Here is a 24,384-nt window from a genome sequence, read left to right as displayed (position 1 = left end):
GAATGCCCATGCCCTTCGGGCATTCTTCCGGCTGAATAGGCGCGCCCTCTGCGCCTATTCAGCCTTTGACAGCTCCCACCATCACGCCCTTGGTGAAGTATTTCTGCACGAAAGGATAGATGCACAGGACAGGAACCGTAGCGATAACGGTACATGCCATCTTCACCGCCTTGTCAGGGGGCGCACCGTTCATATCATAGAAATCCATCATCGCGTCCGAAAAGGTAGAAGACAGCAGTATGATAGAACGCAGCTGAATCTGAATCGGGAACTTCTCCGCCGTCTGCAGATAAATCATGGAATTGAAATAATCATTCCAGAATCCCACGCCATAGAACAGGGAGATGGAAGCGATCACCGGCTTGGACAGGGGCAGCGCCACCCTGGTAAAAATCTGCAGATCGTTGGCTCCGTCCATATAGGAAGCCTCGTCCAGTTCCACGGGCAGCCCAGTAAAAAACTTTTTGATGATGACCATGTTGAACGGATTGATCAGGGCCGGCAGCACCAGCGCCCAGTAGGTATCATACAGCCCGTAGGCGTTGATCACCATGTAGGAGGGAATCATGCCGCCGGAAAACAGCATGGTCACGATCACCAGATTCATAATCCAGTTTCTGCCCCTGAAATGCATCTTGGACAGGGGATATGCGAAGCTCAGGGAGAAGAGCATGCACATCACCGTCCCCATGATGGTCAGGATGATGGAATTCTTCAGCCCCCGCAATATATTCGCCGTCCGGATGGCATACTGGTAAGCGTTCAGGGAGACTTGTGTGGGAATGATGAAAAACGCTTTCTCCGTCAGCTCCTTCTCCGTTGCGAAGGAACCGGCTACCACATACAGGAAGGGCAAGACGGTACTCAGTGCAATCAGTCCCAATGCCACATAGATAATCACATCCACAATCCGGTCGCCGGTGCTCTTCCTCACCTTGGCGCCTTCCTTTACTACATGCTCTTTCGCCATTGTGTGCCTCCTCCCTTCTAATAAATGCCGCTCTCACCGCAGGCCTTGGCCACACGGTCCGAGATTACCACCAGTATCATACCCACTACGGATTTGAACATGCCTGCCGCCGCGGAGAAAGAATACTGCCCCTGACGGATACCTCTCATATAGATGTAGGTGTCGAACACTTCAGCCCTGGCCACGTTCAGGTCATTCCTCATCAGGAAGATCTGCTCATAGCCTGTATTCAGAATACCGCCTACCCGGAGGATGAACATCATCACGATGGTACCCCGGATGGCAGGCAGAGTAATATGCCACATCAGCCTCCAGCGCCCTGCGCCGTCCACCCTGGCCGCCTCGTACAGCTCCTGATCCACACCGGCCAGAGCCGCCAGGAATACGATGGTACCGTAACCGGTCTCTCTCCAGATATCCTGCCCTACAATCAGCCCCCAGAAAGTAGAACTCTTGGAGAGCACATCCCAGGAGCTGCCTGTAATGCCCTTAATGATGATATTGACGATACCGTCGGACACATTGAAGAGCTGATACGTCAGGCTGGCCACGATGACCCACGATACGAAGTGGGGTATGTAGACAAGCGTCTGCACCACTCTCTTATATCCGCTGTGCCGCACCTCATTCAGAAATAAGGAGAGAATGATGGGGGCCGGGAAGTACAGAACCAGCAGCAGCAGGCTGATTCCCAGGGTATTCACCAGCAGCTTGGAGAAATCATTGCCTGTGAAAAACTTCGTAAACTGGTCAAATCCGCTCCATGGGCTTTCCCACATGCCCAGGAAGGGGCTGTACTCTTTAAAAGCAATCACCAGACCTCCCATGGGGACATACCGGAACAGGATGAAATACAATGCCCCCGGCAGCAGAAGGAAATACAGCCACTTGTGCTGAATCATGTACTGGGGCGTGCTCATCTTCTGCACCCGCATGGTACGTCCATCCTGAAGCGTGATATACCCTTTCTTTATTTTTGTTTTTGCCATACCAATCCACCTTTCTTCTATACTTATTTTGCTCTTCGGCATTTTGTCGGCTTTTTGCCTTTTTCCCTTGCCTTATAATGTGATTTTATCCCTATGAAATCGATTATGTCTATAATCACTTTCTTTTTCCCCTGTTTTTTGTGCATTTTGCCTCCATATAATCTCAATAACAAAAATAATCATTTTCTTACCGGGACTTTTTCCGTCCGGAAAGAAAATGATTATTTTTCTCGAAAAAGCTGATAAAACCAGCATAAAATCAATATAATTTCCTGAACTTCCCGGGCGTCACCCCGGTGCTCTTGCTGAAAAAGCGGATAAAGTTCTGGGCGTTGGTGTAGTTCAGCCGGACAGCGATTTCCGCCACCGTCAAGTCCGTCTGCAGCAGCAGGCGAATGGCCTCCTCCAGCTTATACTCCTCCACATAATCCATGAAGGATTTCCCTTTCTCCATCTTCAGCACTTTCCAGACATAAGTGGGGTGCACCCCCAGGGCACCGGCGCACTCCGACAGCGTGATGTTGCCCTTGCTCTCCCTGATCTGCATCTCAATCTCCTGCAGCATGGAATAGGAATTGTCCGCCAGAAGCTCGCTCCTGGCCGCCAGAATCGGATCTATCAGCATGGCCTTCAGCTTGCGGCGCACCCGGCCGGGCTCTATGATCTCTATGATCTCATCATAGACGCGCTTCAGCCCGTTGGGATAGAGCTTGTCTATGTCAATCTTCGTATCGATACCCGCCAGCAGGACGGCATTCACCATCCGCAGTATGTACACCATGGCCTTATCATTGGAAGCCTCTCCCCGCAGCTCCTGGCAGAATTCGTCGATGAGCTTGTAGCACTGATCCTTGTCCATGGCCTTGATGGAGTTGTGCATTTCCTTCTCACAGGCCTGGCTATACACATTGCCGCACACGGTGGTGCTTGACAGGAAGAACCGGCAGTCCCTTCTCTCCGCCTCCCTGCTCTCCTCCGTCCCCTCGCCGACCTTATATTCCCCGGACATCTCCCGGGTCAGGGCGTTGATGCTCTCCCTGTAGGCGGCCCTGATATGGCGGGGGCTGGTATGCGTCGCGCTGACTCCCATCAGAATCTGGTACCCATAGCGCTCTTCCGAAAAGGCCCGCATCCCATCGTAGAAATCCGTAATCCGCTCCAGCAGCACGTCCTCATCGTCCTCGCCGAACAGGCCGAATATCGCGCAGGCATTGTATACAATCGGCATCCATGTCATCTCTTTCAGGGCATCCGGCAGCTCCTCCACCAGCTTCAGGCAGATAGCGTCCTCGTTCACATTGCTCTGCTCCCCGTTCTCCTCCCGCAGGTTCAGCACCACCACTGCCACCGCGAAGCATCTGCACTTTCTCAGGTGCAGACTGTCGAAATACTCGTTCCACTCGTCCTCGGAGCGCACCTCCCCCCGCATCAGCCGCAGCTCGAACAGCTCCAGCAGCCTCTCTTTCTGCTGATACATCACCGCCTCCAGCGCCTGCCGGTCATTCTTCATATCCGCGAACCTGCTGGCCAGAAACTCCAGTTCGTTTCCGGCAATCTGCTGCTCCCTGGCCACGCCCTGCACCAGCCTGCCCACAGGTCTGTATATCGTATAAGCTGTCACGAAAAAGCATGTGGCGACGATGACCAGAATCGCAAGCACCAGAATCCCCGACAGCCGCATCCCGATGAACTGCCCCCGGTCCATGTCATAGCAGATGTAATATTCCCAGCCCAGGACATCCGACCGTCTGGAGGATACCATGTAATCTACCCCCCCCGGACCTGACCCTGCGGCTCCTCCCCTCCACGTTCCCATTCTCCTGCATCCGCCTGCAGTCCTCCACCAGACTGTCCTCCGTGGCGTAAACTATCCCCCCGGACGCGTCCAGCACCACCAGCTCCTCGCAGTCGCCCAGCGCCCGGCCAATCCACCGCTTCCAGGTATTCATGTCGATATTGGCGATGAAGACGCTGCCCGGGTCGGAAATCAGGCTGGAGAAGGTCATCACGAGGCTGAGGCCCTTCCCCTCTCCCATGACATTGTATTCATAGTTCTTGACCCTTTCGATGGACGTGGCCTCATTGTACAGCCAGTAATTCTTGTCCAGGGCCCCTTTGCTGCGCTCCGCCAGCTCATACAGGGCCTCGCTGTTGCGCACCTGGCTCAAGGGGAACATGCCCGTACTGCCCAGCACCCACCCCGTCCGGAAGTTCACCAGGAAGCAGCTGCCGATGTAGTCCATGAATATCTTTTTCCCTGTCATGATCTCCAGCACTGCCTTGCTCTCGTTGTAGTCCGAATAATGCATCTCGTTTTCCAGGGCCCAGCTGAAATCGTCGGAATCCGTGAAAGAGATGTAGTACTGCTTTAAATTGTCCAGCCGCTCGTCCACCTGGCCCACCATCTGCTCCGCGGAATTGACGGCCTCGCGCCCGCCCGCCTCCTCCCGCTGTCCCCGGTAATCCAGATAGACATACAAAGCGAAGGCCACCAGCATGATGCCCATCAGGCCCAGTATACACAGATATATGATATATTTATATGGAAGCTTTCCAATCCGCTCCTTTATCATCGCCCACAAAACGCTATCTCCTGTTCCACAACCATGCCCTCCCGGAGCTTCCCTCCCTCCGGCGGCCCGATTCCTCCTGTTACTCCCAGGGCCTATATCCCGTACACCCTCAGGTTCGCGTACTCCGCCACGCAGGGCGCGAGCTGGCGGAATCCCAGCTTCCCTCCCGCCAGCGTCGGCCCATAGGTCTCCCCATCGTCCAGGAAGCAGAACACCTCCAGACCGTTTATGTAGAACCGCACATCCCCTTTCTTTACCACGCTCATGCGGTACATTCCCCTGACATCCGCCACATCAGGGATGGGGTCGCCTCCCTGGGCTACCAGGTGGAATCCATAGCTCTTGCGCAGGTTGCAGGTATGGAAGGCCCTCTCGTCCGGCTCCTTCCTCCTGAAATAGGACACATGGAACGCATTGATGTCCCCGTGATGGTACTGGGGATATTCCCCTGTCCTGGGCGCCAGCCGCCCGTCAAAGAGATCCTCCCCCGCCCTTCCCCTGGCGGCGAAGAACAGCATGCACAGCCCCGGCTCCCGAAGCGGCGCGAAGTCCCACTGAATCATCACATCGGAGGGAAAGTCATCCGGACACCAGAGGACATAGTTGGCCTTCTGCCCTTCCCTGTCGCTGCGGGCGTTCTCCAGCCGCATTCTGCCCTCCGGAAACGTGATGAGCGCATCCCCCTCCAGCACAAAATTTTTGATATCCGCCTTGCAGGCTAACGGATTCTCATACAAAAGCTTCTTATTCTCAGGATAAATTCCTTCCATAAGCCTATCCCCTTCCCGGTGCGTCTTATTACGTTACCATATCTTTTTCGAATTGTGAAGCTTCAGCGCTGAAGGGCCGCTTCTCCATCTCCTCCTCGGACAGGAATAGATTGTACAGCTTCATCTCAAATAGCCGATTCGCCACGACTACCGCATTGTCTCGCTCCGCCACAAAGCCGAACATGACACCAATGTCAACCAGAAATCATCCCAAGACTGCTGCCATTCGGCATCCTTTCTGTCTCCAGTATATCTAAAAACGCCCTAAACCTCAATACAAAAGGCGAAAATTCTCCTGCTTCACGGGCAGCCTCCCTCACCGGATATCCTTCCTGCAATACTTCCCATAAGCCGCCCCGATGCCGATTGCCCCGAATGCCAGCCCTATAGCCACCAGCGTCCCGTCCAGGCAGCCCTTCTCGATGATGTCCGCGCCCTCCGCATAACCGAAAGGCGTGACATATTTCAGGAACTCCGCCGCCTGGGCGATATTGGCCACCAGGTTCAGGAAATACATCCCCGCGGCTATCCCCAGTCCTATCCCCGCGCTGCCCCGCCTCACAAAGGCAGATATCCCGAAGCAGATGCCCGCCAGCTCCGCCTGCAGGAGGAAATAGGCCAGGTGCAGGAGGTTCAGCTCCTTCCAGGGAACGGACTCCCCGATGGCCGCGATGGAGCCCAGGGATATCCCGTAGATGACCAGGTTCATGGCGATGATTTGGGCATACACCGAGACAAGCTTCTCGGTGACAATCCGCGCCCTGCTGACCGGATGGGTCAACAGAAATTCCGCCATCCGGTCCTTCTCCTCCTTGCTGAGGATGCCGGCCCCGCACAGGGCCGCGAAGAAAGCCCCTCCCAGCCCCAGCACGTTCCCGCACTCGATGGTATAGAAGCCCAGGAGCGTCCCGAAGTTCAGCCTGTCCATGCCGAAAGCGTCGCTGAACGACCCCATGGAGGAGAACACATCGCCCACGTCCTCCATCTGCCCCTTCATCTCCGGGTACAGGAATACGCACACCGCCAGGAGGAACCCGACGGATGCCGTCCAGATGAGGAAAGAAATCCTCCCCTGTCTTAATTCATGCTTTATCAGTGTCATATGCTGCCGCCTTTCTTTTTATATTTTAAAACCGGTCTGTTGTCATTTTGTCATGCAATACATCTATTCGTTTATATCTGTTCGTATATTTGTTCTACCCTTCCGATGCCATGCCCACACCAGCTGCCCGCTCCCCCCGGGCACCGGATGCTCAGCTTTCATAATAATGCATGAATATCTCCTCCAAATCCGGCTCCGACACGGACAAATCCGATACCCTGCCCGCCGCCAGCCTCTGCAGCAGCAGGTTCATGTCCCCGCTGTAGAGGAAGTTCACCGCCCCCGGGGAATCCTCTCTGTCCCGGATGCCCTCAAGCCCCTCCAGCGACACCTCGCCCCGGACGCTGACCCGCCTGGCCGTGGTGCGGGAAAGGGCCTCCACGCTGTCACAGGCGATGACCCTGCCCTCCCGGATGATGGCCGCCCGGGTGCAGTTGTGCTGGATTTCGGACAGGATATGGCTGGACAGGAACACCGTGGCCCCTGCCCGGTTCCGCTCCCTGAGGATGTCGAAGAACTCCCTCTGCATCAGCGGATCCAGGCCGCTGGTGGGCTCGTCCAGAATCAGCAGCGCAGGCTCATGCTGCAGGGCGCAGACGATTCCCACCTTCTTCCGGTTGCCAAAGGAAAGCTCCTCCACCTTCCTGGAGGTGTCAAGCTGCAGCCGTTCGCAGAGCCTGGCCGCCTCCTCCCCGCAGTCCTTTCTCCGCAGATCCGCGGAGAGCTTCAGCACCTCCCGCACCCGCATGCCGGAGTAGAATACCGCCTCCGAGGGCAGATAGCCCACCCGGGCCAGAATCTCCTTGTTCTGCTTTACGATATCCAGTCCATAAATGTATGCTCTGCCAGATGTGGGGCCAATCAGTCCCAGCAAGGTCCGTATGGTGGTGGACTTCCCCGCGCCGTTTGGCCCGATGAAGCCGAAGAACTCCCCCTCCGCCACGGTCAGGTCTATCTCCCGTATTCCCCGGGCCTTCCCGTAATATTTCGTCAGGTTCTCGATTTTGATTGCGTCCATATGTCCCTATCCCTTTCTTCGCTTTGAAAGTCTTTCGCGGAGCCGCCCGCCCGCATTACGATTTGCGCAGATACACGCTCTTCCAGAAAGCAATGAGCCTCCCGAAGTCCCGCTCCATCTGCTCCATGTCCACGTCCCCCCGCTGCACCATCTCCCAGAGATACCCCTCCGAGGCCCAGTACATCTCACGGTACATCATTGGAATGTCCAGCCCCGGAATGAACTGCTCCGGGTCAAAGTTCAGCCTGGCCTTATCGGCCTTCAGATTGAAATACCGATGGTAGCTCTCCTGGACGGCGGCGTTGACCTCCGGGTCCTTTTCATAGAAAGCCCTGATGGTGAAGCTGGCCATGTCAGGGCAGAGGCGGACGATTTCCATCTTGGCCCGCATCCCCTGCTCCATGCTCTCGAACAGGCCCGCCTGGCTGTAGCATCCATATCTGGTGAGGAGCTCGATGGTAATCTCGGCGCATTTGTCCCAGAGGAACAGATACAGCTCCTTTTTATTATGGAAGTAATGGAACAGCAGCGACTTGCTGATGCCGGCGTCCCGGGCGATCTCGCTCATGGGGCTGTTCTTATAGGTATTGCGGGAAAATACCCTGTATCCGGCATTGATGATGGCCTGCTGCCTCTCTTCCGGCAGGGAAAAGAACCTCTCGTTCATCCTGTCACCTCCGTTGACCGCTTGGTTAATTACAGCATAAACCTATTGACCGATTTTGAGAAGACCCCATTGTCAAAACATTTTTCTTATTTGACTATTCTGACCGAATCAAAGGGCTGTCGGAACATGATCCGACAGCCCCTTTCTCCCCGCCTCATACACTGCCAAAAATCCGCTTCACCGTCCGGAAAGAAAGCTTTGGCCTGCGGTACTCATCCCAGATTCCCTTGTTGTTCATGGTCCGGGGCCTGCCGCCGAACCAGCTGTCGCACACCCTGCAGTCGCAGAACTGCCAGATATAGACGCCGCTTATGTCCTCCCTGGAGAGCACCGCCGTCAGCTGCTCCTCCAGCGCCTTCTCCTGATATTCCTCCGACCATTTCACCATGTCGGGGGTGCGGTATCCGTAGATTGCCCCTGCGCCGATCTCCGTAATCAGGAAGGGCTTGCCCGCCCCTTCCGTCTCCTTCTGCACCCAGCCATAGAGGTCGTCCAGATATTCCCCGGGCGGCGTGTCGTGGTACCAGAGGGGATATATGTTATAGGAGACCACCTCGGGGAATCCGAAGCAGATGTCCGTCTTGAACTGGCAGCTGGCGGAGGAGCGGGGCCTGGTGGAATCCAGCTGTCCAATCAGCTCGTACTGCCTGCGGTAACACTCTCTCCCATATTCCGTGTGGCTGGCGCACTCGTTGAGGATGCCCCAGATGTAGATGCTGGGGTGGTTGTAATGGGCCGTGATCATCTCCCGGATGCAGTCCTCGCACTGCCTTTCAAAATTCGGGTTGCTCATGTTCTCCTCCGACAGCCCGCGGGCGTGGTTCTCCTCCCAGACCAAAATGCCCAGCTCGTCGCACAGATCCAGGAACCGCTCGTCATTGGGGTAATGGGAGGTGCGGACGGAATTTGCCCCTGCCTCCTTCATGAGCATCAAATCCTGGTACATGGCCGCATAGGGGATGGCGCACCCGAACTGGGGATGGTCCTCATGGCGGCAGAACCCCTTAATCCGCACCCGATTGCCGTTCAGGTAAATCCCCTTTCCCACAATCTCCACCCTGCGGAATCCTATCCGGTCAATCAGGTCGTCGATTTCCCACTCATGTGCGTCCGTCAGCACCGCTGTCAGGGGATACAGGGCAGGGTTCTCCGGACACCATGCCGTCACCTCCTCGCAGGGCAGCTCCCCGGTCTCCACGGATGCGCCGCCGTTCCCCTCTGCCCGCACCGGAACCGAAGCCAGCTCCCTTTCCCCCAGGAAAAATGTGACTTTGCCTGTAAACGCCGTCCCCGACAGGTTCTCTGCCTGCGCCCGGATTTTCAGATGCCACTGGCCGTCTTTGAAGATGCTGTCCGCATGCATCCCAGAAAGGTAAGCATCCCCCAGGCGCTCCAGCACCACCGGCCTGGTGATTCCCCCATAGGTCTGGTAATCATTGGGCATATGCAATGCGGAGGCCTCGCCAAAGGAATTGTCCACCACCACCTTCAGGCGGTGCTCCCCCTCGCCGATGTCTCTCAGGACAACCGAAAAAGGCGTATAGGCATTGTAATGGGATGCTACAAGCCTGTCGTCCAGATAGACCTCCGCCGTATGGCTTACCCCCTTGAACTCCAGCCGCACATTCCCGAAGCACCGGATGTCCCGCTGGTACTGGGCCTTGCCCCGGTAGCCGCGCATGTCCGGACTGCACTCCCAGCACTCCGGTACCATGGCCTTCCTGGAAATCGCTGCCCCCTGAGCCGTTTCCAGGGTCTTAAAATCCCACAGGGAAGAAGAAATCTCCCCGGAGTCCCTGATTGCGTGTGTCGCAAGTCTGACTTTTTCAGAGTATTTGCCAGTATATTTTTCCTGAAAATTCAGCTATAATAAATTAATATTGCTTAAATGCGGATTAATTTTTAAGTAGAGGTGAAAGTCAAAATGATGGCAGAAGCATATACCCCAAGCCTGTCCCTGCTGGCCCAATCGGGCCTGTGCCTGACTTCCTTCCAGCCGGAGGCAGACGTGGCCGGCTCCCTCCTTTACCGCGTTTCCCTGGAATGCGGCTCCATAGAAAGCCCCCTTTCCTACTATGTCTCGGATTGCCAGGGGCTGGGGCTTCTGCGCTTAAAATCCGGCTCCCTGCTTTTTACCGTTCTTCCCGCCGGACAATCCGCCGCCGTGTCAGAGAGGGGCCTCTATCTTTTCGACTGCCGCTTCACCTGCCGGATCATCGTGCGGAACGCTGCAGAATATGAAATTCTCCGCTTTGACGGCCCGGGCTGGCCCTATTTCCGCTCCCTGCTTCCGGAGACTGCGCCTTTCTGGCGGATTCCTCCCGCCGTCTCCCAGTCCGGCGAGCTGCTTCCGCTGTTCGAGAAAAAGGCCGCCAATCCTGTCCTCTGCCATATGCTGCTGACGGAAATGCTCTCCCGGCTGACTCTGGGACATATGCTCCCCGGGAAGAAAGCGCCCGCCTATCTGGCGGACATGAAATCCGAGCTGGAGACCCATTATTATGAAACCCACACCCTGGCGGAGTTCGAGGAGAAGTACAGAGTCAACCGATACCGCCTCTGCCGTACCTGCACAGAATCCGTATACAGTCCGCCAAAAGCCTGCTGGCGGAAACGAGTCTGAAGATTCACGAAATCAGCTATGAGGCAGGCTACGAAAACGTGAACCATTTTATTGCCCATTTTAAAAAGAATACAGGCATGACACCCACGGAATACCGCCTGATTCCGCGTTAGAATCCTCGTCCCCGCAGCTTCCCATCGTGCCGATTATCGTTTTCCGCTTGACAATCCGGCTTTTTTTCTTTATCATTATATAGTAAAGATAAGCATCGCAAAGCCTTGCATCTGAGGCTTTTTTTTTGCACGCCAAAGGCTCGCCTTGCCGTCGAATAGAATATAGCCCGTCACCACTGATTAAGGGGGATTTACTTTGAGAGACAAAGATTACGAAATCATCCTGAACAGCATGCCGGAGACTGGTATCTATGTCATCCGGCAGGATAATCATAGTCTGTTATATTTTAATAAGAGAGTCCGGACCGCCTCACCGGAGGTGCGGCTGGGCATGATTTGTCACGAGGTGTGGACAGGATCCTGCATCAATTGTCCCCTGCTGACCATCCAGGACAGACAGGAGGGGCATTCCTTAAGTTACAATCCCACTTTCGGCGGAGTCGTGGACATGGTAGCTACACGGATGCTGTGGCAGGATACGATTCCCGCTTTTGTAGTCAGCGTGACGCCCCGCCCGGAAGCCTCAGGCTCTACATACTACAAAGTCCTGCGTCTGGATCTCGGCCGGAACCGTTATGATGTCCTGAAAGCCGATACCGGCGCATGGCTGTCCGGGCACGGCACAGACAATCTTTCCAGGGAATTTGAAAACCTGGCAGGAAGCGGAATGATTCATCCGGAAGACGTGGAACGCTTCAAGGCCTTTACCGATATAGAACATCTGCGCAGCGCAATACGCTCCGACAAAGCCGTGCTGACCTGCATCTACCGCCGCCTCCACGGAGAAGAATTCCGCTGGAATCTGATGGAGATCGTGCAGGCTTTTGACTACAGCGAAGAGAATGAAACAGCCATGCTCTGCGTCAAAGATGTACACAATACCATGCGGGAAGGCCTGGAATTGGAGGAAGTCAATGCCCGCAGCCGGGACGCTCTTCTGGCGATTGGCGAACAGAGCTTCGGCATTTATGCCATCAATCCGGATGCGGGCACCGTTGAGCCCATTCGGGTGGAGGGACGCATTCCCACGGAACCGCTTTCCGAGCTGCCTCTATGGGACTCTTTTATGCATACCCGGATTATGGAAAGGCTCCATCCCGCGTACCGCGAGGCTTTCCAGACGAAATTTTCCAGCGCCGGCCTCATACAGGCCATGGAAGCCGGCGCTCCGGAATCGGAGCTCCTCTGCCAGTGGGAAATCGGCGGTGCCTATCGCTACATTTCCGTGACAGCCCATTTACAGGGAGACCGGGGCACATGCGGCCAGATAGTCCTGGCCCTGGAGAACATGGACGAACAGATACGCAGGGAACTGGCCCACAACCAGCACGATATGCAGATTGCGGCGATCCTGAAGTCCCGCTTTACCGTGATGACCACAGTCAACCTGGAAAACGGCCAGTGTGAACGCATTTTCCTGAACGATTCTTCCGGATCGCAGGACACCATGGTGGGCGATTACAGCTATTATACACAGCAGCTCATTCCCCAGCTGCACCCCAAGGACGCAATCAATTACTCCAGCCTGTTATCTCTGGAACACTTGCGTGAAAAAGCTGCAGCCACGGAAAATTATGCCGAGGAAATCTGCCAGAGCCGCACCAGGGAAAATCCTCCCCGCTGGCTTGAGCAGCATATCATTTACAGCCGTCAGAACGGCCGGGTGGTGGTCAATATCCTGGGACATGATATTAGCGCCGAAAAGAGCCGGGAGGACGAAAGGGCAAGGACCATGCAGGACCGCGCCTATATCATCAGCAGCTTAAGCAGCCTCTTCTTCTCCACCTACTACATAGATGTGGAAAAGGATACTTTCCGCGCCGTCACGAAACTGGGCAAGGCCGGAGACGTTCTGGGAAGCGAGGTAAACTGTACCGCCGCGCTCCAGGTCTACGCCGAGAATTTCATCCATCCGGATGACCGGGAGGATTACCTGAAAGTCATGAATATGCCGAACCTGACGGAGAACCTGCGCTGGTGGCAGCCCTGTGTGTCGACCACTTTCCGGACGCTGTCCCAGGAAACTGCGGACAGTCCCGAGGATTTCCAGTGGGTGTGCGCCACCGTAGTGCTGGCGGAAATCGGAGAAAATGACCGTCCCAAGACAGCGGTATACGTGGCGCAGAACATTACGGAAACCGTGCACCGTCAGCATATGAACCAAAAAGCGAATTAAATTTCACTATCCGATAGCAGAAACAGACGGAGGACAGACATATATGGATAAAATATTGATTATCGAAGACAGTCTGGCACAGGCTGAATATCTGAAATCCATTCTTGGCACAGGATATGACGTCACCATATGCCTGAAAGGCGATGAGGGGTTCCGCAAGGCAAAGGCCGAAGCCTTTTCCCTGATTTTCCTGGACATCATCATGCCGGATGTGGACGGGTTCACTTTGCTCAAAAAGCTGCAGGAGACAATCCTGACCAAGTACACGCCCGTGATTCTGGTCAGCGGCCTGGCTGATGTCCAGCATGAGGAAAAGGGGCTCACTCTCGGCGCGGTGGATTACATCACCAAGCCTTTCAGCCCCATCACGGTCCGGGCCAGGGCAAATATCCATATCAAACTCCACCACTACCAGATGCAGTTCATGCGGCAGGCCACCGTGGACCAGCTCACCGGCGTGGCGAACCGCAGGCGGTACGAGGACGACAGCATCCTGAAATGGCGCGAGGCCGTGCGTCTGGGCCTGACCTTTTCCGTCTGCATGTTCGACATCGATAAATTCAAGATATACAACGACACTTTCGGCCATCCGGCAGGCGACAAAGTCATAGCCTCCGTGGCTAAGACGGCGTCTTCTTTCCTGCAGCGCTCCACGGACTTCTTCGGCCGTTACGGCGGAGAGGAATTCGTGGCGATCATGATCGGAAACGATGCCAAATCGGCTTTTGAATTCTTAAAGACCATCCGGCAGGCGGTGGAGGATCTGCACATCCCCCACGATCCTTCCGTCTCCCCCTGGGTCACCATCAGCATCGGCGGCGTCACGCTGCTCCCGAAAGACGGGGATTCCTATGACGAGTATCTGAAAGTCGCGGACAATATGCTGTACAAGGCCAAAAACAACGGCCGGAACATGGTGGTATGGTCCGACAGCGGCAAGACGGAATGGCGGGAGAAATAAAAAATCACAGCGAGAGGGCGTATCGATTCCATTTCAATCAATACGCCCTCTCAGAACTCCTCATCCAATGGACCATACCTCCTTATTCAGTTTTTCAGTTCTCTTTTCTTCCATTTCACCCATTGTGCTTTCCACGCTTCTCCTGTACTCAATGCACTGTAACGCTCTGGCAAATTCCGCTTCAGCAATCCGTTACTTTTTCGTGTACTGCACATCCACTCTGTCTGAAACCTTTGATGCTTATTAAATTTTTAATGGAAGATTTTGTTTTCCCTCTCTTTATTGTGTCTTTATTATACGTCACGCCTTTCTATTTGTCAATACTATTTTTATATTTTTTGATTATTTTTAGAAATTTATTTTCTCATATTTGTTTTAATGTGTCTTTATAGCCCTTTCGCCTCTATATTCTCTGATAATATGTGATATCGCATGATTATTCTGCAAATTCAGCCAAAAAAAGAATCAAGCGCCAAAACGCCCCGCAAGCATAGCCTGCGGGGCGTCCTCCCGTCCTGTGATGAAGCGTCATCCCTCGATGGCGATATAGCGCTTCTTCTCCTCGATTACCTTTTCCTCTTCCTTGGGGATGCGGAATGTCAGGATGCCGTTCTCGTACTTGGGATGGATATCCTCCTCCGTCACATGCTCCCCTACATAGAAGCTGCGGCTCATGCTCCCCACGTAGCGCTCGCGCCTTACATAGTTCCCTTTCTCGTTCTGCTGGTCGTTGTTCAGGGCCTTGGCGGCGCTGACAGTAAGGTTGCCGTTTGTCAGCTCCATTTGGATTTCCTCTTTCCGGAAGCCCGGCAGGTCAATGTCCACCTCGTACCCGTTCTCTGTCTCTTTCACGTCCGTCTTCATCAGATTCCGGGCGTTCTTTCCATACAGCGTCCTGTCGATATCCGAAAATCTAGGAAACGCGAAATCCTCCATAAAGTTATCAAACAAATTGTCTCTGAAAATACTGGGCATCATCATAAGTCATATCTCCTTTCTGCATTTGAACTATATTTATACAAAGTTTAAAGTACTGCTTCCCGAACGCCGGATTCGATTGGTTTCGCTTTTTTCTTCTCTTCCTTTGTTCTATCTGTACTATAACACATATTTTAGCACTCGTCAAGTCGGAGTGCTAACAATTCTGTGAACTATTCATAAAGGATTGATAAAATAAGGATGCCCGAAATGTTCTAATCTATGTGTCTTAATTGGTCAAACAAAAAGGAAATGAGCGGATGAAGCGGTATGGGCCATTCCTTTGTATGCGGCATTCTGCCTGTAGCAGCACAGCGCCGCCTGACGGCGGCGCGTTCCGGCATGCCGATACAGATTCCGGGAACCATCCCGGCATATCAGCCGGCAATCAATTATGGAGATATCTCACAGCGCTTTCCGCAGAGGCGCTGCCTGGGCCACCCTGGAGAGCGGCGCCCTGTAGAACAGCCGGGTGAGCAGATACTCTGCCAGCGCTCCCACTATGAGGATTCCGAATCCTATGGCTGCCGCCATCCCGAACGGCAGCTCCCGGTACCTGAAAAGGAAATTTACGAATGCCTGGTTTTTTGCGGGACTCTGCATCTGCATCCAGAGTATCATGGTCGGAACGATGAACAGGGTGGACACCACAAAATATTTGTAGCAGACTCCCAGATAGACCATGACCAGCGCCATCATGACCGCCAGAAGAATCACGCTGCGGCCCACTTGTTCAGCCTTTTCCGGGCTCACACAGAGCCGGACGGCGCATATCGCCAGTTCCGCCAGGTATACCACTGTCATGCAGATCAGATTGACTGCCACAGGAAAAATCGTCTGCATCTTCTTTCTCATGGGCGAGACATTCACCAGATCCGCCACCCCCAGGGTGAAAATCAGCTGCACGGGCAATATGGTGATGGTAATCCAGAAAAATCCGCCCATCATCCCGAAATATCCGTCTCCCTCTGTAAACATGAACACAATGCCCATCAGCAGAAAGACGCCCGCCTGGATACAGTTGCTCCTGATGCCATAGGTATAGCGCATCAGTTTCCATCCTCTCCTGAAATCATTCATCATAAAATCCTCCTTTTACTTTCTTCATGGCGGTCCGCACCGTCAGGACGCTGACTCCAATCCCCACCGCCAGACACAGCAGGTCCAGCAGGAAAATCCCATTGGAGGGATACTTCACAAAGGACGGCCCGAAAATGCCCGCCAGGCACGCCAGCGCCATGGCCCCATATCCCAGCAGCAGATTCCCGTAAATCGTGCTGTTATATCTGGACAGAAATGTCCCCAGCGCCGAAAAACAATAGGCCAGCAATACCAGATACGCCAATAACCCAATCCTCTGTAAGGGCCCGCCGCAGCTGACGAAATCCATAATCGGCTCAGGCCTCCCCGCCAGTCCCCCTTTTACCTGCCTGATGAGGAGATAGGACGCCGCAACAGTACACAAGGCAGTGAGGAATTTCCGGAACAGATCCAGCCCCAGGGCATTGCGCACGAGAGACAGCCCTCGGCCTGACGACTTCAGATAGTCCATTTTCTCCGCATCCCTGGCCTGGAGCCCTCCGAACAGCCAGCTGTCGGAAATAATCTCCGCCAATGCAAGGAGCATCACCGTGAATATCAGGCCCATATCTCCCATGTATGTCCCTATCCAGGCACAGAATGCCACCAATGCCGCCGGAATCAGCAGATATATGACAATACGATATGCGAAAGACGTAAATACGATATAACTTTTCACTCTTTTTCCCATGGAACCAAACATCCCTTTCTTACTTTCTCTTACTTTCTCTTACTTTCTTCTACTTTCTCTGTCCAGCTTTCCCCATTATTTTCTTTTTCGCTTATTTCCAATCGTCAGTCCGCTCACAGCTTGAGGCTCGTATTGGCTTTCATCACGGCCACGCAGATCTGGGACAGGCTGGGCGTCTCGAAAGCCACATCCATCCCTACAAGCCGTTCCAGGTTCTCGGCCAGGCAGATTCCCTCAAACCCATAGGCGCTCCTGCTTATGGAGAACAGCGCTTCCCCGGCCCGCTCCGCGTCAGACGCCTCCCCTTTCACGCAGATGTACTTTTCTTTCAGTTCCTCCACGAAGCCCTGTTCCACGATATTGCCGTGCTCCATGATGAGACAGTAGTCTGTCACGTTCTCCATGTCGGCCACATTGTGGGTGGAGAAGAACACTGAGCGCTCTCCGTTCCCCTGTTCCAGGTATTCCCGAATCATGTCGCAGAGCTTATCCCGCATCAGGGGATCTAAGGGGGATGCCGGTTCATCCAAAATCAATAGCTCCGTGTCCCTGGCCAGCACAGCCGCCAGCATCAGCTTCATCCGATTGCCGTCGGACAGTTTCTTCACTTCCTTGGAGCCGTAGGGCAGGCTGCCGAAGCTGCCGCCGGGTTCCCCGCCTATGCCCAGATCCCCGCAGAGCCGGCGGAATCTGTCCTTGTGGAAATTGTCAAAGAGCAGTCCGCTGATTTCCTCCACCTGGCGGACAGTCCACTGGGGAAGAAAGTAGCTGCCCGGGCCGGTATAGCCGATTTTTTCCTGGACGCTTTCATCGATTCCTTTCCCAGGCCTGTCGAAGTAGGTGATCTCTCCTCTGAAGTTCAGTCGGATGCCTGTGAGGATATTGAGGAGCGTAGTCTTGCCCGCTCCGTTCTCTCCTATCAGGGCGGTGGCGAAGCCCTTGGGCAGCGTAAGCTGCGGTATGGACAGTTCAAAACCCTTGTATTTCTTCCGCAGGTTCTGCGCCCGCAGCACGCTTTCCCCGGCCATTTCCATGGAATGCTTTTCTTTCATGAAATGCTCCTCTTTCATTATTCCTTTTGGTTCTGTGTCTATTTTACTTCCGCTCATATTTTTCTCCTTTTTGTCCGTGCCTCTTTTCCCTGTCGCGGCACTGTATGAACTGTTTTTCAATTTCTTTTATTTTCGCATAAAAATATTCATTAATACGTCTCTTCGGGCACTATTTATCCATTTGCCTCTAAAATAATCGCATATCAGCTTTCTACTGCCATGCTGCTACGCTGAAGTTTCAGGCAGAATCCACCCTCACTTTCGCCATGGGGTTTTCAGCATATCCCGCTCACCTCAGTTTTCTTTCATGCGCAATAATGCCTGCAGTGTCCCTTGCAGCTCTTCGTCTGTCATCCCCGCTATCTCCGCTGCCTGAATCGCCTCCTGCAGCGCTTCCTCCACCCGGCGCAGATGCTGCTCTTTCAACATCTCGTTGTCCTGGGCATTGACATAGAAGCCTTTCCCCTGGGCAGCCGTCACCAGCCCCTCCGCCTCCAGCAGCTCATAGGCTTTCATGGTAGTGATGACGCTGATCTTCAGGTCTTTCGCCAGTCCCCGGATAGACGGGAGGTAATCTCCCTCCTTTAGCTTGCCTGCCAGGATATCCGTCTTCAGCTGTTCGGCAATCTGCTGGTATATGGGCACACCGGAATTCTGCAATAATTTCACAGTCACACCAACCTTTCATCTGTTTATATGTTATATATACACCATAATCAGTTATTTGTCAACAGGAAATAAATCATTCTATCAAATAATAATTTTATAACTTTTGTCATCTCGGTTCAAAAATTCAATGGGCGTCTTTTAGTCGGGAGGCCTTTGGCAAGGCCCCATGGCATGTCCCTCCCGGCATATGGGGACACCGTCGTCGCCTATGGTGAAGCCGTCCTTGTATACGGGCGGGCGTTCCCTGGCGGCAGTGTAGACGGGGTGCCGTCCCCGGCAAGGGAGAGGCTGCGCAGGTCAACGAGCAAAGCCTGCTGCGGTTCAGGAGAGAATGCTCATGTACGGTAAAGAAGCAAGCAACCGAAAACAAGAGACAGACCGCCGGCACCACACTATTCCGAACCAAAAAACTGTGAATCCCTCATAAAACTGCTATGATGAGCCTGCAAAAACAAAAAGGAGGACTAACATATGAGTTTAGGAGAAAAAATTAAAGCCATGCGACAACATGCATCCCTTTCACAAGAACAGCTTGCTGAAAAATTAAATGTATCAAGACAAGCTATTACGAAATGGGAAACAGGCAAAGGAATACCTGAGGTTCTTAATCGCAACGCTTTTTATATTGTTTTATGAAGCGAGAATTTTTGTAAAAGAAAAAATATATAGGCAGAACAAGGAATGGCAAGCACTGTTATGTGGTGTATTGTCTCAAGTTCTACCCAGTTACCCCAATACCCCATTTATGCCCGAAAATATTACTGCATTTCTTAGACGGATCCGAAACTGTACCATACAATGAGATTGCAGACTCATACTCTTCTACAGTCGGGGCATACGGAGCAATCATCCCATCATTTAACTGCAACATGTATTCGTCAAGGTTATTAACGAATCTGTCGTCAGTAAGTTCTTCTGCTTTCATCTTCAATCGTCATTTATCCTTGTCTCCCATTCGGAAATACTCCTTTAATTCATCAATGTCCGTTTCCGTGAGTTCTCCACTTCGGCAGAGAGCCGCAACAAAATTCTTTGCGCTCCCATCGTAAAGTTTATCTATCAGGCTCCTTTTCTTGAGCGTGATATAATCTTCTTTTGTTATATTCGGCACATAATAACGAATCTCTTTCTCCTGAATCGAAATAGCGCCCTTTTTCTGCAGCCTTCTTAAAAGCGTTGCGATTGTGGATTTCTCCCAGCCTGTTTTATCGCTTAGCTCTGCACGAATATCGCTGAACGATACAGCCTGTTTCTCCCGCCAAAGTATTCTCATTACCTCAAGTTCAGCGTCAGAAATCTTAACGGTTAATGCACGCATTGTTATCCTCCATGGATTTGATATTCCTCTGAAAATATAGTTTTAGGAAAGATTAAGTAAATCTTTTCAAATGGGAAGAAATAATCATAAATCTACTTTAAATCCGATGAATCGCTTAATGTACAGTCAGCATCCGCCTGGATGATGAAGCCTATCCCTCCTGTGCTGCCTCCTTTTTCAATCAGGGCAGGCCAATGATTCGAAATCTATATATACTCCAGGCAGATATTTTGGATGTCCACTCCGAGCTCTTTGGCCGCAAGAGCCTTTATTTCACTCAGCATTTCAGAATCCGGACTTTCTTCCTGACCTATGACAAAAATATAGGCATTCGTGATTTCACCGCCAAGCACTGCAAGATTATTCTTTTTGTCTTCAAATATGGCAATCGAAAGGGGAATCTTTTTATTTTCTTCGTGTTACATTTGTAGCACGTTTGAATTATATATTTCTTTTTTCGTTTTGTCAACATAAAAAAGCTTCCCCAGCGTGACGTTCTAATTGTTTTAGTAACCAGGAGATATCAAAATGAGCATAACCCGAACACAATAGCAAAGAAAGGAAATCTCAAATAAAGTCAGATACAAGCCAGATGTCGCTTTATGCGGCAATATAAGACCAGGTAGACCTTGAATTTCCCTATGATATTATCCTGCTCCTTGACAAAGCGCAATGCTCTATCTTATGATAATACTCAGGAAAAAGTATAAGCATCTTAAACATAGCAAAAGGAGGGCACAATGTCTATTTACCAATTAGAAAATGAAGCCATCTCTATCTCTGTGGACAGCCGCGGTGCGGAGCTGAAATCCCTGAAGAGGAAAGACTCCGGAACCGAGTACATGTGGTGCGCAGACGGCAGATACTGGAACCGGACCTCGCCGATCCTGTTCCCTTTCGTAGGCAGCACCAAAAACAAGGAATACCGCACCAAGGGCAGGACCTATTCCATGACCCAGCACGGCTTCGCCAGGGATATGGAGTTCTCTCTGCTCTCTCAGACCGGGGATGAAATCTGGTTCGGGCTGCGCTCCAATGAGAAGACCCTGGAAAAATATCCCTATGAATTCTTCCTGAAGCTGGGATACCGCATCCAGGGGAGCAAAACCACTGTCCTGTGGCAGGTGGAGAACCCCGGCGCGGAAACTCTTCCCTTTTCCATCGGCGGACATCCGGCTTTCAACTGTCCTATCGAAGAGGGCGCGGCCCGCAGCGAATATTTCCTGGATTTCGGCAAGGCAGACCAGGTGCTCAGCACCGGAATCAGCGAAAACGGGCTGGCTTTGGACAAAAAGGACCTCTACCGTCTGGAGGAGGGAAAGCTCCCTCTCACGGATCACCTGTTTGACCACGACGCATTAGTCATTGAGGGCAGCCAGACGGACACCGTATCCCTCTGCAGGCCGGATAAGAGCAGCTATGTAAAGGTCACCATGGACGCCCCCCTGTTCGGCGTGTGGTCGCCCTCGGGCAAAATCGCCCCTTTCGTGTGCATAGAGCCCTGGCACGGCAGATGTGACGGCGAGGACTTCACGGGGACGCTGGAGGAGCGCAGGTGGGGAAATGAGATTGCGCCCGGCGAGGTCTGGAAAGCCTCTTATACCATCGAAGTCTAGCAGGGCAATAAATTTCCCTATAGCAGCGCTGCGGGACATTCTGCCCGAAGAAATTGAAAACCGGTAACAATTCATGCAGGGAGCTGCCGCATCCAAAATAGTCTGCGGCAGTTCCCTTTTAGTATTTTGCATAACGGCACAGCAATCCATGCGAAAATGCCCTGGTTCCGCAGTCCTGCGCCTGTCATCCGGGAATCCGCAGCACCTGGCCGATATTCAGCACATCGCTGGTCAGGCCGTTCAGGCCCTTGATGGCGTCTACCGTAGTTCCGAATCTTCTGGAAATCAGCCACAGCGTGTCTCCGGCACGAACCGTATATTCCCAGGAGCCCTCGGTACTCCCCGCGGGGAGCTTCAGCACCTGCCCCACATTAATCAGGTCGCTGGTGAGGCCGTTCAGGCTCTTGATGGCCTCCACCGTGGTGCCGTATCTCCGGGCAATCAACCAGAGACTGTCCCCGGCCCGGACAGTGTACTCCTGCACACCTGTGCCGCCTCCGCCGGGCTGCTGGGTGCCGCCCCCCGTTCCCGGCACATTGTCTCCTATCCCTCTGTACACATCATAGAGCTTTCTCCAGGTAGCCTGCCCCACTATTCCATCCGGCGTAAGCCCCACGGCCCGCTGGAATGCTATCACTGACTGCCTGGTGCCGCTGCCGAAGATGCCGTCCTGGGCCGGAGCCGGAACCGTAGGGTAATACTCGGACATCACATCCAGCAGATACTGCAGCGTGATGACATCCTGTCCTCGCGAGCCCTGGCGCAGGACCGCGCTGGGCGGAACCGTCCCTATTCCTAAGGTATTGCCCTCGCTGTTCAGCTCCGCCAGCCTGGCCACCGCGCTGTACAGGCTGGAAATCTTGTACCAGGTGGCTTTTCCCACGATGCCGTCCGCTGCCAGCCCGAAGATGCTCTGGAACTTGGTCACAGCGGCCTTAGTGCTGCTGCCGAAAGTCCCCTCCGGATCCGTGATGGCAGGAATAGCCGGATAATTGCGCCGGATTCGATTCAGGTAGGTCTGAATCGTCTGCACGTCAAGCCCCGTGCTCCCCTCCCGCAGAGCCGTCCCGGGATAGGAGGTCACCGCCCCCGTGACAATATCGGTCCGGGCAATCTCCACATCTTTCGGATAATAGGAGCGCAGAATCTGCAGAGGCGCAAGGCCCTGATTGGCCAATGTCACCGTGCCCCACTGGGACATCCCCTGGCAGGTGGCGGTGGTGCCGTTGCAGAAGGACGTGAAATAAGGCGCAATCTGTCCCGGTCTGCGCACATATTCATTAAAAATCTGATCCACAATCCTGCTGATGGATTCATAGATAGCCCGGCCATACACGAAATTCTGGTCATAAGCCGTGCTGCTGGTGATGTCGAAATTATATCCGCGGCTCCTGTACCATTCTGTGTAAATCCGATTCAAAGCAAACGTAATAATGGCATAAATATTTGCCCGCAATGCCGCGTCGGGCCAGGTAGGATAGATTTCGCTGCTGGCCACATTCTTCACATAATCCGGGAAAGACACCTGTACATTGGAGGCATTGGCGCCGGGAGCGCCCAGATGCACCGTAATGGGGTTCGGTATCACCACCTGGCGCAACACCCTCCCTCCGGCATCTTCCGTTCCCTCTCCCGCGGTTCCTTCCGCGCCGTTTTCCTCTCCCTGTGCCCCCGCGGCACTCCCTGCGATGCTGGCCGGGCCCTCCTGGTTCCGCGCTTCCTGCATGGCCACGGCGGGCTTGCCCACGAAAATCTTCATCTGCTCCGGGCGGCGCCGGGTCTGCTGCATGGGCAGAAGCACCATAGGCAGCACGGCCCGCTCCCCATCATAAATGGGGATGGCGGACACATAGAGGCTGTCAAATCCCGCTTTCTGAGCCAGCACGTTTACGGCTATATAGGGCAGGCCTGTAAAATTCTCATTTTGGGAAAAACGCTTATCCAGCGTCTCCAGAGGCACCGTCTGGGTCTCCCCGTTCTCGTCCGTGAACAGATGGTAAAGGCTGTTCCCCTGATCGTCCAGTATCCTGATATCCACTCCCTGCAGCGGAACGGCCTCATGGGCGGTCCGCGCCTGTATGGTCAAGTATCCAATCGCCATATCGTCAGCATTCTCCTAGTTCCTGATCATAGTTAGCATATGACGGCAGCCTGCCGATTGTTACAGATGTTCCCCCCCTTGCACTGTTTTCCGTCCGGATTTTCGCGGCATACAGAATGCGCGGATTTTAAAGCCTGCTGCCCTTGCCTGGCAGCGCCGAATGAGGTACAATGCTACATAGGATATTTTTTCCACAATCATCCAAAAAGGAGGTACTGCAATCATGAAAGTCTTACTCATCAACGGAAGCCCCCGGACAGGCGGCAACACTGCCATCGCCCTGCGGGAAATGGAGCAGGTCTTCGCCGGAGAGGGCATCGAGACGGAAACCATCCAGATTGGCAGCAAGGACATCCGGGGCTGCATCGCCTGCGGCAGATGCGCGGAACAGGGCAAATGCGTGTTTGGCGACCTGGTGAATGAAATCGCACCGAAATTCGAGGCCTGCGACGGCCTGGTGGTGGGCAGCCCGGTGTATTACGCCTCTGCCAACGCCACTTTGGCAGCTTTCCTCACAAGGCTTTTCTACAGCACCCATTTCGACAAGACCATGAAAGTAGGCGCAAGCGTCGTGGCAGCCAGGAGAGGCGGTCTGTCCTCCACTTTTGATGAACTGAACAAGTTCTTCACCATCAGCGGCATGCCCATCGCCTCCAGCCAGTACTGGAACAGCATCCACGGGAGGGAACCCGGGCAGGCGGCACAGGACGAAGAAGGGCTGCAGACCATGCGTACGCTGGCAAGGAACATGTCTTTCCTGATGAAGAGCATTGCCCTTGGAAAGGAAACTTACGGCCTGCCGGAGAAAGAAGCGCACTGCTGGACGCACTTTATCCGTTAATGCCATTTTGAATTCAATTTGTTCCAACAGCCATCAGCAAAATCCCCCTTTTCTCCGATATACAGAGCAAGAACCA

General features: G+C 53.5%; 25 protein-coding genes. 8 read left to right on the top strand and 17 right to left on the bottom strand.

Annotated elements, in window-relative coordinates; all coding sequences use genetic code 11:
* Positions 1 to 58 precede the first annotated feature (58 nt).
* The 9 genes from NFS35_RS04900 to NFS35_RS04860 all read right to left on the bottom strand — a co-directional run bounded on the left by NFS35_RS04900 (position 59) and on the right by NFS35_RS04860 (position 9,803).
* The gene (locus NFS35_RS04900; RefSeq protein ID WP_251206028.1) at positions 59 to 970 is read right to left on the bottom strand and encodes a carbohydrate ABC transporter permease; all 912 of its coding nucleotides are present in this window, start codon (positions 968 to 970) and stop codon (positions 59 to 61) included.
* Between the two features lie 17 nt (positions 971 to 987).
* On the bottom strand, positions 988 to 1,959 hold the full coding sequence (locus tag NFS35_RS04895) for an ABC transporter permease (RefSeq protein ID WP_251206027.1): 972 nt from the start codon (positions 1,957 to 1,959) through the stop codon (positions 988 to 990).
* 259 nt (positions 1,960 to 2,218) lie between these two features.
* Positions 2,219 to 3,775 (bottom strand): helix-turn-helix domain-containing protein, encoded by a 1,557-nt coding sequence (locus tag NFS35_RS04890; RefSeq protein ID WP_251206026.1) that lies wholly within the window; start codon positions 3,773 to 3,775, stop codon positions 2,219 to 2,221.
* On the bottom strand, positions 3,666 to 4,541 hold the full coding sequence (locus NFS35_RS04885) for a hypothetical protein (protein ID WP_251206025.1): 876 nt from the start codon (positions 4,539 to 4,541) through the stop codon (positions 3,666 to 3,668). The genes NFS35_RS04890 and NFS35_RS04885 overlap by 110 nt, the downstream gene beginning before the upstream one ends.
* 83 nt (positions 4,542 to 4,624) lie before the next feature.
* Positions 4,625 to 5,302, bottom strand: a complete 678-nt coding sequence (locus NFS35_RS04880; RefSeq protein ID WP_251206024.1) for a DUF1961 family protein — start codon at positions 5,300 to 5,302, stop codon at positions 4,625 to 4,627.
* A 316-nt stretch (positions 5,303 to 5,618) separates the two neighbouring features.
* The gene (locus NFS35_RS04875) at positions 5,619 to 6,404 is read right to left on the bottom strand and encodes an ABC transporter permease subunit (protein WP_251206023.1); all 786 of its coding nucleotides are present in this window, start codon (positions 6,402 to 6,404) and stop codon (positions 5,619 to 5,621) included.
* Between the two features lie 151 nt (positions 6,405 to 6,555).
* Entirely contained in the window at positions 6,556 to 7,422 is an 867-nt protein-coding gene (locus NFS35_RS04870) for an ABC transporter ATP-binding protein (protein WP_251206022.1), read from the bottom strand.
* Between the two features lie 55 nt (positions 7,423 to 7,477).
* The gene (locus NFS35_RS04865) at positions 7,478 to 8,089 is read right to left on the bottom strand and encodes a TetR/AcrR family transcriptional regulator (RefSeq protein WP_251206021.1); all 612 of its coding nucleotides are present in this window, start codon (positions 8,087 to 8,089) and stop codon (positions 7,478 to 7,480) included.
* 154 nt (positions 8,090 to 8,243) lie between these two features.
* Complete coding sequence (locus NFS35_RS04860; protein WP_251206020.1) at positions 8,244 to 9,803, bottom strand: glycoside hydrolase family 2 protein; 1,560 nt, start codon at positions 9,801 to 9,803, stop codon at positions 8,244 to 8,246.
* A gap of 210 nt (positions 9,804 to 10,013) precedes the next feature.
* On the opposite strand from NFS35_RS04860, the gene NFS35_RS04855 reads away from it, so the two are divergent.
* From NFS35_RS04855 to NFS35_RS04845, 4 genes are all read left to right on the top strand, one after another.
* Positions 10,014 to 10,712: a hypothetical protein gene (locus NFS35_RS04855; protein ID WP_251206019.1), complete on the top strand. Its 699-nt coding sequence runs from the start codon at positions 10,014 to 10,016 to the stop codon at positions 10,710 to 10,712.
* On the top strand, positions 10,640 to 10,825 hold the full coding sequence (locus NFS35_RS29860; RefSeq protein WP_408629626.1) for a helix-turn-helix transcriptional regulator: 186 nt from the start codon (positions 10,640 to 10,642) through the stop codon (positions 10,823 to 10,825). The genes NFS35_RS04855 and NFS35_RS29860 overlap by 73 nt, the downstream gene beginning before the upstream one ends.
* Before the next feature lie 196 nt (positions 10,826 to 11,021).
* Complete coding sequence (locus tag NFS35_RS04850) at positions 11,022 to 13,001, top strand: hypothetical protein (RefSeq protein WP_251206018.1); 1,980 nt, start codon at positions 11,022 to 11,024, stop codon at positions 12,999 to 13,001.
* A 43-nt stretch (positions 13,002 to 13,044) separates the two neighbouring features.
* Positions 13,045 to 13,962 carry a GGDEF domain-containing response regulator gene (locus tag NFS35_RS04845; RefSeq protein WP_251206017.1) on the top strand — a complete coding sequence of 306 codons (918 nt, stop codon included), beginning with the start codon at positions 13,045 to 13,047 and terminating at the stop codon, positions 13,960 to 13,962.
* 528 nt (positions 13,963 to 14,490) lie between these two features.
* Here the strand turns inward: NFS35_RS04845 and NFS35_RS04840 are convergent.
* From NFS35_RS04840 to NFS35_RS04820, 5 genes are all read right to left on the bottom strand, one after another.
* The gene (locus tag NFS35_RS04840) at positions 14,491 to 14,943 is read right to left on the bottom strand and encodes an Hsp20/alpha crystallin family protein (protein ID WP_251206016.1); all 453 of its coding nucleotides are present in this window, start codon (positions 14,941 to 14,943) and stop codon (positions 14,491 to 14,493) included.
* 402 nt (positions 14,944 to 15,345) lie between these two features.
* A complete protein-coding gene (locus tag NFS35_RS04835; protein ID WP_251206015.1) occupies positions 15,346 to 16,023 on the bottom strand; it encodes a hypothetical protein in 678 nt (225 codons plus the stop codon).
* Positions 16,013 to 16,711 (bottom strand): hypothetical protein, encoded by a 699-nt coding sequence (locus NFS35_RS04830; protein WP_251206014.1) that lies wholly within the window; start codon positions 16,709 to 16,711, stop codon positions 16,013 to 16,015. The genes NFS35_RS04835 and NFS35_RS04830 overlap by 11 nt, the downstream gene beginning before the upstream one ends.
* 113 nt (positions 16,712 to 16,824) lie before the next feature.
* A complete protein-coding gene (locus NFS35_RS04825) occupies positions 16,825 to 17,820 on the bottom strand; it encodes an ATP-binding cassette domain-containing protein (protein WP_251206013.1) in 996 nt (331 codons plus the stop codon).
* 237 nt (positions 17,821 to 18,057) lie between these two features.
* Complete coding sequence (locus NFS35_RS04820) at positions 18,058 to 18,432, bottom strand: GntR family transcriptional regulator (RefSeq protein WP_251206012.1); 375 nt, start codon at positions 18,430 to 18,432, stop codon at positions 18,058 to 18,060.
* Between the two features lie 153 nt (positions 18,433 to 18,585).
* On the opposite strand from NFS35_RS04820, the gene NFS35_RS04815 reads away from it, so the two are divergent.
* Positions 18,586 to 18,780: a hypothetical protein gene (locus NFS35_RS04815; RefSeq protein ID WP_251206011.1), complete on the top strand. Its 195-nt coding sequence runs from the start codon at positions 18,586 to 18,588 to the stop codon at positions 18,778 to 18,780.
* Between the two features lie 123 nt (positions 18,781 to 18,903).
* On the top strand, positions 18,904 to 19,068 hold the full coding sequence (locus tag NFS35_RS04810) for a helix-turn-helix transcriptional regulator (RefSeq protein ID WP_330640023.1): 165 nt from the start codon (positions 18,904 to 18,906) through the stop codon (positions 19,066 to 19,068).
* An 82-nt stretch (positions 19,069 to 19,150) separates the two neighbouring features.
* Here the strand turns inward: NFS35_RS04810 and NFS35_RS04805 are convergent, their stop codons facing one another.
* Positions 19,151 to 19,363 (bottom strand): hypothetical protein, encoded by a 213-nt coding sequence (locus tag NFS35_RS04805; RefSeq protein WP_251206010.1) that lies wholly within the window; start codon positions 19,361 to 19,363, stop codon positions 19,151 to 19,153.
* Between the two features lie 3 nt (positions 19,364 to 19,366).
* Positions 19,367 to 19,750 carry a BlaI/MecI/CopY family transcriptional regulator gene (locus NFS35_RS04800; protein WP_251206009.1) on the bottom strand — a complete coding sequence of 128 codons (384 nt, stop codon included), beginning with the start codon at positions 19,748 to 19,750 and terminating at the stop codon, positions 19,367 to 19,369.
* 740 nt (positions 19,751 to 20,490) lie between these two features.
* Here NFS35_RS04800 and NFS35_RS04795 point away from each other — a divergent pair.
* A complete protein-coding gene (locus tag NFS35_RS04795; RefSeq protein WP_251206008.1) occupies positions 20,491 to 21,366 on the top strand; it encodes an aldose 1-epimerase family protein in 876 nt (291 codons plus the stop codon).
* Between the two features lie 184 nt (positions 21,367 to 21,550).
* Here NFS35_RS04795 and NFS35_RS04790 read toward each other — a convergent pair whose 3' ends face one another.
* The gene (locus NFS35_RS04790) at positions 21,551 to 23,467 is read right to left on the bottom strand and encodes a LysM peptidoglycan-binding domain-containing protein (protein ID WP_251206007.1); all 1,917 of its coding nucleotides are present in this window, start codon (positions 23,465 to 23,467) and stop codon (positions 21,551 to 21,553) included.
* A 223-nt stretch (positions 23,468 to 23,690) separates the two neighbouring features.
* On the opposite strand from NFS35_RS04790, the gene NFS35_RS04785 reads away from it, so the two are divergent.
* Positions 23,691 to 24,308 carry a flavodoxin family protein gene (locus tag NFS35_RS04785; protein ID WP_251206006.1) on the top strand — a complete coding sequence of 206 codons (618 nt, stop codon included), beginning with the start codon at positions 23,691 to 23,693 and terminating at the stop codon, positions 24,306 to 24,308.
* Positions 24,309 to 24,384: the final 76 nt, after the last annotated feature.

This window comes from Acetatifactor aquisgranensis, from assembly GCF_943193215.1.
GTDB classification, from domain to species: domain Bacteria; phylum Bacillota; class Clostridia; order Lachnospirales; family Lachnospiraceae; genus Acetatifactor; species Acetatifactor aquisgranensis.
Note: the sequence above shows the minus strand (reverse complement) of the source record. Positions and strands in the feature narration are given on the sequence as shown.